Source organism: Buttiauxella sp. 3AFRM03, assembly GCF_003675305.1.
Lineage (GTDB): Bacteria > Pseudomonadota > Gammaproteobacteria > Enterobacterales > Enterobacteriaceae > Buttiauxella > Buttiauxella ferragutiae.
In genome coordinates, this window is sequence record NZ_CP033074.1 from 57,528 (window position 1) to 70,069 (window position 12,542).

10 protein-coding genes are annotated in these 12,542 nt (G+C 48.0%); all 10 read right to left on the reverse strand.

What is annotated here, in order from left to right:
• Window positions 1–38: 38 nt before the first annotated feature.
• Window positions 39–536, reverse strand: a complete 498-nt coding sequence (locus D8682_RS00430) for a S26 family signal peptidase (RefSeq protein ID WP_121813146.1) — start codon at window positions 534–536, stop codon at window positions 39–41.
• On the reverse strand, window positions 533–1,282 hold the full coding sequence (locus D8682_RS00435) for a type-F conjugative transfer system pilin assembly protein TrbC (RefSeq protein ID WP_121813147.1): 750 nt from the start codon (window positions 1,280–1,282) through the stop codon (window positions 533–535). Before D8682_RS00435 ends, D8682_RS00430 begins: the two co-directional genes overlap by 4 nt.
• On the reverse strand, window positions 1,279–1,689 hold the full coding sequence (locus D8682_RS00440) for a hypothetical protein (RefSeq protein ID WP_121813148.1): 411 nt from the start codon (window positions 1,687–1,689) through the stop codon (window positions 1,279–1,281). Before D8682_RS00440 ends, D8682_RS00435 begins: the two co-directional genes overlap by 4 nt.
• A 43-nt stretch (window positions 1,690–1,732) precedes the next feature.
• Complete coding sequence (locus D8682_RS00445; RefSeq protein WP_121813149.1) at window positions 1,733–3,331, reverse strand: TraU family protein; 1,599 nt, start codon at window positions 3,329–3,331, stop codon at window positions 1,733–1,735.
• Window positions 3,332–3,488: 157 nt separating this feature from the next.
• A complete protein-coding gene (traN, locus tag D8682_RS00450; RefSeq protein ID WP_121813150.1) occupies window positions 3,489–5,378 on the reverse strand; it encodes a conjugal transfer protein TraN in 1,890 nt (629 codons plus the stop codon).
• A 9-nt stretch (window positions 5,379–5,387) separates the two neighbouring features.
• A complete protein-coding gene (locus D8682_RS00455; RefSeq protein ID WP_121813151.1) occupies window positions 5,388–7,412 on the reverse strand; it encodes a conjugal transfer protein TraN in 2,025 nt (674 codons plus the stop codon).
• A 3-nt stretch (window positions 7,413–7,415) separates the two neighbouring features.
• Window positions 7,416–9,950 (reverse strand): TraC family protein, encoded by a 2,535-nt coding sequence (locus D8682_RS00460; protein ID WP_121813152.1) that lies wholly within the window; start codon window positions 9,948–9,950, stop codon window positions 7,416–7,418.
• Window positions 9,950–10,468 (reverse strand): TraV family lipoprotein, encoded by a 519-nt coding sequence (locus D8682_RS00465; protein ID WP_121813153.1) that lies wholly within the window; start codon window positions 10,466–10,468, stop codon window positions 9,950–9,952. Before D8682_RS00465 ends, D8682_RS00460 begins: the two co-directional genes overlap by 1 nt.
• Complete coding sequence (locus tag D8682_RS00470; protein WP_121813154.1) at window positions 10,468–11,715, reverse strand: TrbI/VirB10 family protein; 1,248 nt, start codon at window positions 11,713–11,715, stop codon at window positions 10,468–10,470. The genes D8682_RS00465 and D8682_RS00470 overlap by 1 nt, the downstream gene beginning before the upstream one ends.
• Window positions 11,715–12,509, reverse strand: a complete 795-nt coding sequence (locus tag D8682_RS00475; protein WP_121813155.1) for a type-F conjugative transfer system secretin TraK — start codon at window positions 12,507–12,509, stop codon at window positions 11,715–11,717. The genes D8682_RS00470 and D8682_RS00475 overlap by 1 nt, the downstream gene beginning before the upstream one ends.
• Window positions 12,510–12,542 lie beyond the last annotated feature (33 nt).

Here is a 12,542-nt window from a genome sequence, read left to right on the forward strand (position 1 = left end):
TCCTCGTTCTATCGGTCATTTGCGCATGCGCAAATCATTCAGATAAGGGGAATGAGTTTTTCGGTATCAGACATGCGGATAAAGCCCCAGTAACGGCTGTCATAACTGTTCGCGGTATCACCCACGGCAAAAGCCTGACCTTCAGGAACCGTGCCGGTATACGTAAACTCAGGGAGACTTTTGCCGTTGGTATCGCGCAACATGACCTGCGCAATTTGTTCGCCATCGCAATAGAACTGATTGCCAATACGGGAGAGATACTGCCCGGCCACACAGCCCAGCCGTTTAACGAGCCAGGCTTTGCCATTGGGCAGGTAATCATCGGTACGCTGGAATTTCACATAGTCATTCTGCTGCGTGGCCTGTTCACCGGCGCGATAGAGAACACGAGGATTAACGCTGTGAGTTGCCGGGATTAAAATGTGCGTGAACAGGCTGTAAGCAAACGCCAGACTCAGCGCAATCGTGGTGGTATTGATGAGTCTCCGGGCATCACTGGATAGGCGTTTACGGGATTTCAGGATCGCTCGCATCATGCTTTCTCCAGACGTTCTACCAGAGCCTTAACCTTTGCGTCAGGCGATATGACGTTCATGCGTTCCAGCAAGCGGCGCACAGAGGCATCCCCATACACCACCGCAGACGCTTTGGTTGCATTCTCAAGGCCATCGCAGTAACTCTGGATGTGCATATCGGGCTGATATATCAATGCAGGAACTCTTTTAATGTCGTAGAGCCGGAAAAGCATCGGATCAATCAGCATTTCTGTACCCCACATTTTGCACTTTGCTCCTTCACACGTAGGGTTGGCGACAAGTACGCTGCGCGTCAGATTTATGGTTTCCTGCATTTTGCTGATCCCGCCGACTGTTCCCCGCATCACCATTACGCCGCCGACTTTTGATAAATCCCTGGCGTAGTTACGCAGGGTATTGAGCGGCATGCTGCTGGAAACGAACATCACCAGTTGATTCCCGGCAAGCTTTGGCCCCTGTTCTTCTTCAGGATCGCTGTTCAGACCACTGGAACCTAATACCTGGGCTTTAACGGCATTCTGCTTTTCACGAAATTCATTGCTTCTGGAGAACTCAGCGACAGAGGCCGCAAACTGCCGTGAGGACGCGTGTTTGTCACCGCTTACGCTCTCTGCTAATCCGGTATTGGCCTTATTTGCTGCCGCCATCATTTCCGGGGTGATATCGATGGACAGGCTGTTATTACCGGTCGCATAGACCCCGAACGATGCAAGGGCAGCAAGAAGAATGATGTGGCTGTTCTTCATGGTTGCTTGTCCTTCGGCTCTGTTGATTTATCATCCACTGGCAGTTCGCCCATCGTTGGCTCAGACTTCAGGGATTCTTCAGAGGACTTCGCCTGCGGGATAGCCGTGTCCTTTTGAACCGACGTGACAGTCGGAGGGGTTGTCAGGTAGTCCCAAAGGTCAAGAAGCACAATAAGGACGCTTTGAAGGACAGCGCTCAGGAGGTAAATCACAGCCAATACAGCGACCGCAGGCAGGATGGAGAAATCAGCACCGGTAAAGACGTTATTAATACGGTTCTCAGTCAGCCATTGCACAAGAGCCGTTTCGTTAACAATGGCCGCTGAAATTTTGCCGCCAAAAACGCACAGCAGAAATATAAACAGCAGCGTGAAGGTAATATGCTTATTCGAAATAATGAATTTCATCGTTTATCCCTTTAATAATTTGCGCATGCGCAAATGAATAAATTTAAAGAACCGAACCCTGATAACTCACGCAGCAGTCTTTCTTTTCAAACATCATCCACATGAAATTATCTTTTCGCGGATCGTGCTTGCCGCCTGTCCACAACAGACCTTCGCGGCCCAGAGGAATACAGGCTGTGCTTCTGGCCGGGCGCATCATTTGTAGCTTAAAGCGGTCTTTACGCCAGATAGGGGCCAGTTCGCGGTAGCAACCATCCGCTGAGGTATTCCAGAGCAAACCGAGTCGGCCCATCATGTAAATGGTTCTGGCGGCGATACCGGCATTGGCTTCAACATAATCTGTAGAGGTTATGGAGCCGGATAGCGGGTAAGCATTACCCCATGACCCCATACACCAGAACAGGGCATTCAGGGGCATGCCGAAGGAGGCCGCAGCCGCATCAGCAGAGCAGGTGATGGTGGATATAGGATTAGCGAAAAGAAGGGCTTCAGGGTTAATAATCAGACTCAGGATGTCGTTGTTCCACTGAGGCAGGATCTCCGTCATCATCGCCACGTCATACCCTTCATCGTCCAGGCAGGGAATGTCGTAAAACATATCGAGGATTTTCCAGGCCGGGAAAATGTAATAGTGAGCTTGCTGGAATGCGCGTTTAGACCCGTTGTTTTCATTAAGGCCACCGCCAAGCGTTCCAGGCTTAGGCGTATTCAGGGATGTGCCGAGAGGCATCATGCAGTACGGATCGGAAACGGTATCGATAATGCGTTTTGGCTCCCAGAAGGAAGTGCGCAGGCCAATTCGGGGGATCGACCCGCCTTTACACACACATACGGGTGAGTCTGCTGAACCGGGATTTTCTTCGCCACCAACTATCTGAACACCGGCGATACGCATCGGGAAAATACAAGACCAGCCAATGTCAGTCACAGGATTCAGGAATGACGTTTTGCACTCAGCATGTGCCGCAGGGATCAGCGTATTAAACGCGGTTGCCATCAATTCTGAAGTGGCACTGAGCATGTCACTGGACATTGCCCGAAGCATGGCCGTAGAGTGCTTTTTATCGGCTTGCCATTCGTATTCATTGATGACCAGGCGAGAACCTTCCTGCGTCACAACGGTTGGCGTGACTTGTATATCCAGACGCTGTTTCAGCGTGGCATCGAGAATAAACGCGGGGCGGTTGATGGCATCGCTCTTGCGTATGACATCACCATGCGTATAGAGCACCATGTCTGTACTCTGCGCGTTGGCCTTAAGCCATTCTTCCTGACCGGGGCTTATCACAACGATACGCTGAGGAAGATGGACAAACTGAAGTGGGTTGAAGGTATAGCCTTTCGGGTACAGCACTTTGCCGTTCTGGTCAGGAACATCAACCAGAGAAGTATAAAAAGGGACGTGGTAGCGGGTGCGGGTTTCTTTGGCCGCAGGTAATGGAATCCCCTGAAATGTAGCCCAGGACTCCCGGTTTTTGTTCAATTCCTTAGACCAGTCTACTGCCCGGACGCGTTGTTCGATTTCAGCCAGTGCGTCAGGTTCAGCGATTTCGTAGACCTGTCCGATCGTATTACTAACGCTTGCAGCGCTGGCCGATAATGTCAGGCCAGCGCTGAGAAGGAGAGCGGTCAATTTAAGCATGATGCGTCACTGTTCCGTGATATGAATTTATATCATAAACCAGAATTGATTAAATGACACACCAAATTTTTGATTAAGGAATGCTGTCTGATTGCATGCTATATCGTGTTGTTTTTACTAGGTTATGTGAGCACTATTATAGTGCTCACATTTGGTTTTAATTAGTTTTCTCGTAAAAGTCCTGCGTTATCTGATTAACATTACTTTGAATTTCATCCGTGGCCTTTTTCACCATGTCTTCCACGTACTCGCTCAGGTCAATTTTACTGAAATCAAGCGCCTGAAATTCATCCGGGGAGAATCCTCGGCATTGTGGTGAACCGGCATCGCCCCAGCCGTTGAAGTTCTTCAGTTGGGGACGACCCTGTTCATGGATGATTCGTGCGAGCTTGGAGTTAAAGCAGCAATAGGACGTCGCCTTTTGCACACATCCCAGCAGAGGGATTTTCTTTTTGCAGTAAGTCCCAACCTCATGACAGTAACCAGAGCCTGCCTGCATAGCGGTTTCCATCGAGGTCTGATCGCAGGCTTTCATCAGATATTGCATGGCAAAGTAAATGGCTATGGAAATTGCTAGGCTTGTCGGGTCAAAGGCAACAATCATCGCATTGCCAAAACCCTGAGCAGCCATTGAAGATGCTACAGCAGCATCACCGGTTGCCTGCATTGCGACGGTATAGTAGGTGTAGGCTTCCTGGGCCGCGCCGTAGACTTTGGATACAGTGCTGGCCGCAGTGGATACCGTTCCCATCGCACCTGCGCCATCTGTGAAGACTTTCCCTTCACTTTTACAGCAGTTTTTATACGCAGTATCGATACCGGCGAGCTTACAATCCTGTCCACGGCCACTGAAGATGAAAAGCTGATCCATGCAAACGCCATCTTCGTTTTTTTTCCCATCATCAACCAACATCGAACCGTCAACGTTACCCTCATCAACGGGTTTGTTTTGCGTGATATCGATGCATTTGTTAGACGAACACCCCGCGCCACCATTATTATTCAGGCAAGCATTATCTACGCCGATAGGACAATAGTTTTCAGAAGTATTCCACTTACATTGTGTGCCATTTAATCCACCCTGATTACATTTATACTGTGTATCTGAAATAGAGGTCAGTACACATTGTCCATTTTCGATTATATATAATGGAGGGCAAACAAGTGAAACTGGCCCTGCATCACTGGTAACTTTACATTGTCCGTTAGTGAATGTTCCCACATTACACAAATAGTTAAGATCGGAAACAGTTGTTTTTTTACACTGACCATTTTCAACTACTGAGCCGCTCGGACAAACTAATGATACTGGGCCTTTATCGGTATTGAATACGCACATCCCACTGCTCATAACTCCTTGTGAACAAATGTTATCGACAGGTTTTTGATATAAACAACCTTTCTCTGCTCCAAGCTCAAAGCCTTGAGAAAATGTATATCCAGGTGGTCGCTGTGAGGCGGGAACCAAACCACAATTTTTGTTACTCTGTGGTACTAAATATCGACAACCTAGCTCAGGAGGGTTATAGGGATTATAGGTATATGGCGAAATACAACCTTGAACGGGTTCAATCTGAGAAGCGGTGATACATCTTCCGTTCTGAACATACGAGCCAGACGGACACACCTGACTCGCAGGAGTATAGCTGTAGGACTGGCAAACATTACCAACCTTCACTGTCCCTGAAGGGCAATAAGCCTGCGCCGCTAGATATTCTTCCTTTAAACAACGACCATTCTGGATATAGGTTCCTTGTGGGCACTGATTGTTGATTGGTGCATAACTGAACCGGGCGCACCTGCCGCTGGGCTGCATGGAATAGCCCGGTAAGCAAAATGTATCCGCCGGTGCTGAGTGATTTATAGTGGCTGTCTTACATGACTGGTATTCGCCCTCATCGCCCAGATAACCATTGCTATTCAAATCTTGGCCGCACACGTAATTAGGAGCGACTGGATTTTCTGCTCGCGCAGGCATAACTCCAATAAGCATGACTAATTGTGTGAATATAAGAACCAAACTAAGTATTTTTTTTAGATATTCCATGTTGTCACCTTATTTAGCGCTGCCATCAGGCTTTTTGGTATTACCAGAACTACAAATCATGTCCTGACCTGCCTGACGAATAACCTGCATAATCGCTGATGCTTCAGCAAATTCATTCAGGCACTGGCAGGCTTTAATGACTTCTTCACCGGGTTCCGCAGGGCAGGCATTACTGGCGTCACATTCATAATAAAAATTGTCATACTTAGTAATTCCCGCTTTATTGTTCTGATCAACCTGACCACTTATAGCCATATCAGGTGTTGTTTTTGCCTTGCGCGTTTTACACATATTGATACATGGGCCAACAGTAGGCATATCGGGCCAGAACAAATCTCCAGATCCATAAGAGACTTTGCCATTCGAGAACATTTTGTCCTGATAGTCGCCAGGCGTGACGGTTTTATTAATGTAGGCTTTACGTTCGATAATATTGTCGAAGTTGAAATCCACTTTGCGGTTGCAACGATACGCGCGTTTCTTTGTGAACCAGTCCCGTTTGACAGGTAAAGAACAGAAGCTGCCCTGTAACGTTTTAGTTTGCGGTAAAGGGATCAACCCGGTGTTGATATTGCCGATAAATGTTTTCACGCCATCAACCGTTTCATCAACTAACTGGCAGTTTTGGTCATTCTCATAAGCTGTGCAGGTATTAGTTGTATATTCCTTACCTTCGCGGCACGACAAATCGGCTTTCAGGCGAACAAGGGCATAACCCTCACCTTCACCAGAGACTTCTACGCGGATTTTGAATTTAACCTGGCCGTTTTGGTTGAGGTATTGCTTAAAATCCAGATTAGGAGAAACGTTCCAGGACTTACTGAGTTCACACGCACCGGGAACAGGGCCAGCATCGTTCCAGTTTCCATAAGGGCCATTCCAGACGACTTTATCCCCGGCCCAGAGCTGCATCCAGTCATCAAATACAGCATTAACCAGTGTGGCACTGGCTATGCGGGTGTGATCCTTAATAAAAAAGTTGGAATCAACCTCGAAGTATTTACATGAACCGCTCCAGTAGTTATCACCCAGCCTGCCAAGAACCAGTTGCAGGCAGTCAGAACCACATTGCTGTACGGAACCTTGCCCTCCGTCAAAGGCGATAATTTCATTAAGCTTAGGCTCATCAAGAGCGATATTTCGGTTAATGTCACAGTTATAGATATCTGATTTTTCGTTAGGATTTAGGCTCCCATCAGTAATCATTCGATAAGCATCACTGGTTTTAGCCGTGTAATTAGCATCGGATTTCATCGCATTGTAATTATCCTGATAGGTCAGGATTTTCTTGCCATCAGCCGTGCCAAAGAAACCCTCTGAATCTCCCATCGAGCAGGATGCGGTATCGCCGCCGACAAAGGATGCCGATACACCGTCTACCTTTATCTGGCTCAATGTGAACCAGGGATTTGCGCGTGACAGCGCCTGTGACGCACCACCTCCGAGGTCGTTCAGCACCTGACTGAGGTTGTTCCAGGCGAGGTTATTGCCACAACTGTTGTTGATGCAGTAACAACCACCCAGTTCACTCATGGCAACGCTTTTACGGCCTAACTGATAGTTCTGCGCATTTGCTACCCACGCCCAGGAGGTGCAGGTCGCCGCGTTATTGGCATCGGTGCATGTCTGGAACCCATTACTGCATACCACAGACACATCCCAGCCCGGCGAAGTCGTAATATCAAGACTTCCGTTAAGATCGGTATCCTGCATGATGTTAAGAATTTTCAGATTACCGTTAGTGGAGGGTTGTACCAGCATGCGCATGAATTCAGATGACCCTTTGCAGACAGCTTTGCCATTGAACGTCGTCTTGCCGTCGTAAGTTTTCATATTGTTATCGCCCGAAACCGGGCGAATCTGACTTTCATTTAGGCGGGAGGCGTTACTTGTTTTGCCTTTTACGGTGGAGGAAATAGCACCGGCCACGTCTTTGCTTTCATTTATTTTTTTTGGATCAGGCGTTGCACTGATTTGCGCATGCGCAAAAAGCGGGAGCATAAATGCTCCCAGCAGGATAGGGAGTGTCTTCATGCGTCACCCGGCTTTTAACAGAGTTGCTGACACGCCAGAGAGTTGTTGCAGGGCTTCGACTGGCTCTTTCCCCTGTTTGAGTAGCAGATCGAATGCCGCAACATCTTTACCATCGGAGGTGTTAATCCAGTATCGCCAGTTATCGACGCACAGCCGGGCTACCCCCATCCCTAAAGGACTGTCAATGAACACTTCACCATAGTTAGGACGTGCGTTACGGACACTGCGCAACAGCTTGAGAGGGAATCCACCGGTTATATTGGGTAGCACACCTTTACTGGCCGCTTCGTCATACATGCTGGACGTGAGGTAATAGCGCCACTGGGCGTTTGATTTAACAACGTCCCCCAGACCTGGCAGAGCCAGATAATCAAGTGGAGACTGAAGGACGACACCCATTGCACCCCGATACTTACGGGCGCGACGGTAGCATTCGTTGATCATCTGGGTTAAACCGTCCATCGTAACGAAGCCTGTTTTTTGCAACATAGACGCGACTTCCTCAACGAGAATGATGTTGGGAGTGGTTCGGTCGGACAGGTACAAATCCATCGTAATGGCGTTCATCAGATTAACGATCATCGGATAAAAGAGTTGTTTTACAGCGCGGAGCTTTTCAATATCGGTACAGACGAATTGGTCATCTTTAATATTAAAAGTGGTAGGGCCGGTGAAGAATGCCCCGTAATGACCCTCGGATGTAAAATTATCAAGCAGAAAAGCCAGGTTTCCACCTTTAAGGCGAAGGGTATCGGCACTGGTTGATGTTTTATCCATAAATTCGGAATCAAGAAACTTAGAGGATTTGAGGTAGTCAGTAATGGCATTCGTTCCGCGTAACTGCTGACCATCAGTTATTGCAAATTTACAGGCGCGGTCAATCAGGTTGGCTTCAATTTCGTCTACAGGTTGACTGGTAAATGCGTAGGCACATGCACTGAATACGATTTGAGCCGTGGAAATATTTTGTGCAAGGTCTTCTGCATCGTTCCAGGTAAAGTCGAGTGGGTTGATGCAAATCGGCTTCTCAAGATTGAAGTCAATGTACCGGCCTTTGCGAATGCGGGTGAGCTTTTCGTAGGATTTACCCAAATCCATGATTCGGGCTTTTGCGCCAATACTCAGGTATGAATCAACCATGTCATTCAGGAAGAAGGATTTACCTCCCCCTGTTTCGGCAATAACGGAAAAGTTGTGCGCATTGGCTCGGGGATCGTACATGTCAATACTGATATTCTGGCCTTTACGACCGATATACGATTGCACGGGACGGCCACCGCCGCGAAAATCGCCCTGAACAGGCAGGAAGCGGGTAATGTTTTCATTATCGAGATAGAAATGACGATCTATCGTCTCAATGTTGTTCTCGATGTTATAAAAACCAAAAGGCAGCGCGGTGTAGAACATCACCTGCTTAATGTTGGTTTCATACATCATTTCAAAATCAAAACCTTCCCAGATGCTTTTTGCCTGGCCTGCGGCGACAACCGCAGCCTGCTCTGTGTCGCCAAATACCCAGAGTTGCGGGATGATGTAAGAAAATTTGCTTTGCTTGGCAATCATGTTCTGCATGATGCCAAATTCAATAATACGTTGATTTAACGCGGCGGCGAGACTCGCCCCCACGCGCTGAAACATCGTCTGAGTCGCCTTATCAGAGATATTCTTTTTCAGATCGTCATAAATGACGGTCAGGGTGTACATAAAGGGAGATTTTATTTGTCGAATATCATCTTCCTGCCCCATAAAGCCGCCAAAAAGTTCGTTGGTACGCAGCGGAGTATTACCACTCTGCGGAACAACGTTCGGGTACAGACAAATTCCGTAACGATCACCAATTTTGCTAACTGACCCAGGCAGGGAGAAATCCAGATTTGTAACACTCATCTGCTTGCGTAACTGACGCTCTGGGTCATACAGCCCTTTTGAGGGCTTGCCACTGAAAAACTCGGAAGCCCATTTAACCAAGTCAGAGGCATGCCAGCGGCGCGGCTCCATGAATTCGAGCGCTTGCTCAATGGAAACAAGTAATTCTTCTGAAATACGCTGCTCATTCTTAATCGCGAGGAAAAGGCGAAAATTACGTATAGGAAGATTACGCATTTTTTCCACACCTTCAGCACCCCGACGAATAAATGCGTCCATTGCCTCTACGTTCATTGCGGTAATGGGGTCATCGGTATTACGAATGTCGCGATACTTCTGTAGATAATCTTCCATGTTGTGATCGGGAAAGAGAATCCACTGCGACACTGTTCCTTTTGGAAACTGTGAACGAATGACGCTATGAAGCTTATCGAGCTTGTCATTGCCTAAAAAGGCCAGTGGCTTAAGTTCCCAAATCCAGCCAATCGTATTATCGAAGTTCAGAAACGAGTTGCTGTCTGCTTGCTCACCGGGCAGGCGTTCCTGAAAATTGAAGTAGGGCAGATATTCACTGGGCTGATCGCGAGCGGCCAGACCCAGAACGTCTGATTTTGTTACTTCATCTTTGAGAAATACATGCTTCTCAATTATACGTTGTAAGGTTTTAAGCATCAGCCTTTCCCTCCTGTCAGGAATGCCGGTGCTGCATCGTCACGCGATAACTGATAGTCAGTGAGGACGAATTTAGGCCCGTTCAGCATGGTAAAGACGTAGCGAGGCATGTAGGCAGTTTGCTCATCCAGCCCCGGAGAGTAGGACATAATTAAAGTTCGGACGACAGTCGGCTGGCGCACGACTGGCGTCTGAGGTGCATCGATAAGTTTGGCCGTTTGTTCGTATACACGATCACGGTAACTGGCATAGGCGGCAGATGCGGGTTTACTTGGTGCATCAGCGCTGGCCGCAGTTTTAGCGGCAGATTCCTTTGGGTCGTTCTGTACCCCATCTTCAGTAATGGCATGGCCCATACTCGCGCCGGTTGTCGCTTCAGTGTAGGCATCATCAGACGAGATACATTGACCGTAACCGTCCTCCAGTTTACACGCGAAATCGTTGTGGTACGGCAGGATAGAGCAGCCGGTAAGGATGAAAGCAGAAATCAGTAACAGGCTAAGTTTTGTCATGTTCATTATTTGATCCTTACTTCTTTGATGGTGAGTTCAGCGGTTTCCTGGATAAAGAGCATGACGTCTTTACCGGGGCCGGTTTCCAGTGCCGGAGAGGTTTGTTGTGCGAGATTGAGCAGATACTTCGAGACTTCGGTGAAACCACCTGCCACACCCGTAGCAGCACCGTTCTTAACGGCTTCGTCGGGCTTAATGGTGTTAATGCTACCGAGAGGTGAAACGTTCTGTTGAATGCTCTGATTGCCGATGACATTGGCAAAGGCTTCAACGGATTTTGCGAGTACAGTACCGGCGAGCAGACGGCCAGCGCGGGATACAACACGCGCTGACATATCGCGCTTCCCGTCACGGTCAGAGACAAATCCCTTAACCTGACCTTCAACGATATAGCGCCCGTCCATCGTCATGCAGTGAATCGAGACGGGAAGGACGATGATGCGTTCTGAACTGAGGTTGCCGCTCACGTTGGAGATATTGAAGCAGCCACGCAGGTTCATTTTGATGAAGTTGGGAAGTTGTGCCGGAGCCTGTACCCTGAACATCAGTGTTTGCGGGTTTTCAGAACCGTATTCCCCGGTGAGCGCGTTAACGCCGACCAGAAGTTTTGCTTTCATAAATCCAACCGGCAACTGGATCGTATTCTTTTTTGCGGCAGAATCCGCTTCAGGTGTGTTAAGAGGGATATCACCGTTACCTTCGGAAATGCCACCGAGCCACTGTGTTTCAATAGGCGCAGCCGCTTGATCAGGATTAGCATCAGCAGCACCGCCGTTATTCAACGGGGCAGGGTAGTTTGCCATACCAGGATATTCAGGCGCTGCGCTGCCGGTAGCAGCGGAATTTTGCCCAGGTTGAGCAGCCCCCGGCTGTGTGGGAGTGGAAAGGGTAGCTGTCCCCTGACCAGTCTGGGAAGGGGGCGCGAGATTGAATTGTCCTTTGCTGATAGCATCAGCCACGGCATCATTCACCTTCTGGTCAATAGTGTTTCCCTGTTGCTTGATCTGTGCGCCCAGGGTTGTCACGATATCGTCCTGAATGACGCTCTCGGCTTTCTGAGGTGAGACATCTTTTTGCACTTCAGCAACACGCGGCGCTTTTTCGTTCTGTCCGGTGAGGTAATACACGCCGAGGGCGACAAGGGCGAACGCGCCAATCGTGCCCCACTTTTTATATTTCTGTTGCTGGGCTGACGGCTGGCGATAGAACCATGCACGGGCTTTTTCAATTACGGGGAATTTGGTGTTATTCATTACATAGACTCCCGATGAATAATGACCAGCGTGGATAACTGCCCTGTGCTAAGCGCCAGTCGTTCGGCGGTAATCGCAAAGATATTTGTGCCGAACTTTGTGTTTAGAAACATGGTTTCGGTAAGAGTGACGTTATTCAACGCTCTGATGGTATATTGCGACCCTCGAAGCCCAGTACCATCAACGAGTACATCACGCTCTTTTTTCACTTCAATAGGGATCTGTCGGCCACGGCTGTCGTAGATATTACGCACCCAGTTATCCTTCACCGGAATAACTTCAAAACTTTCTGGTAGACCACGACCATTGGTATCCGCATCAGAGATAATTTTTGTTGACAGTGATACCGCAGCTTCTTCAAGAGAAAGCGCACTAAATAATGCCTGATTATCTTTAATATTTTCTTTAGTGTCAGAGCCAAGTAGTATTTTGTGCGGGTTCTCATATTTTGGAAGAACAATAAGTTCGAATGTGCTTGTTCCACATGTGAGGAATAATTCAGTCGGTTCCGCGTAGTAATGGTTTTCACCGCCCTGAGCAAGGTATTTAAATTTAACCCAGAACGAACGGCGGTCAGAACTTACTTTAACGTCAATTGGTTTTTCAGTACTGAATACAGGTTTTACAGCTTCGCCTGATTCACATACGAGTCTGTTAACATCACGATTGGATAAAACAACTTGAGTTGAAATTTCTGGTAATACTCGTTGAGTATTTTGCGGATAGATTTTTTTCTCAGCCGCGCCTACTACTAACGAAGTCGTCAGTAGTGCCAGCAATAACGTAGTTTTCATATAAAAAACCTTGAATTGAAAGTTATAAACGCG

Bases quoted from the DNA above. Each gene is read 5' to 3' on its own strand.
- D8682_RS00475 (WP_121813155.1), bottom strand. From the start codon at position 12,509: ATGAAAACTACGTTATTGCTGGCACTACTGACGACTTCGTTAGTAGTA.
- D8682_RS00430 (WP_121813146.1), bottom strand. From the start codon at position 536: ATGATGCGAGCGATCCTGAAATCCCGTAAACGCCTATCCAGTGATGCC.
- D8682_RS00470 (WP_121813154.1), bottom strand. From the start codon at position 11,715: ATGAATAACACCAAATTCCCCGTAATTGAAAAAGCCCGTGCATGGTTC.
- D8682_RS00445 (WP_121813149.1), bottom strand. From the start codon at position 3,331: ATGCTTAAATTGACCGCTCTCCTTCTCAGCGCTGGCCTGACATTATCG.
- D8682_RS00460 (WP_121813152.1), bottom strand. From the start codon at position 9,950: ATGCTTAAAACCTTACAACGTATAATTGAGAAGCATGTATTTCTCAAA.
- D8682_RS00435 (WP_121813147.1), bottom strand. From the start codon at position 1,282: ATGAAGAACAGCCACATCATTCTTCTTGCTGCCCTTGCATCGTTCGGG.
- D8682_RS00455 (WP_121813151.1), bottom strand. From the start codon at position 7,412: ATGAAGACACTCCCTATCCTGCTGGGAGCATTTATGCTCCCGCTTTTT.
- traN (WP_121813150.1), bottom strand. From the start codon at position 5,378: ATGGAATATCTAAAAAAAATACTTAGTTTGGTTCTTATATTCACACAA.
- D8682_RS00465 (WP_121813153.1), bottom strand. From the start codon at position 10,468: ATGAACATGACAAAACTTAGCCTGTTACTGATTTCTGCTTTCATCCTT.
- D8682_RS00440 (WP_121813148.1), bottom strand. From the start codon at position 1,689: ATGAAATTCATTATTTCGAATAAGCATATTACCTTCACGCTGCTGTTT.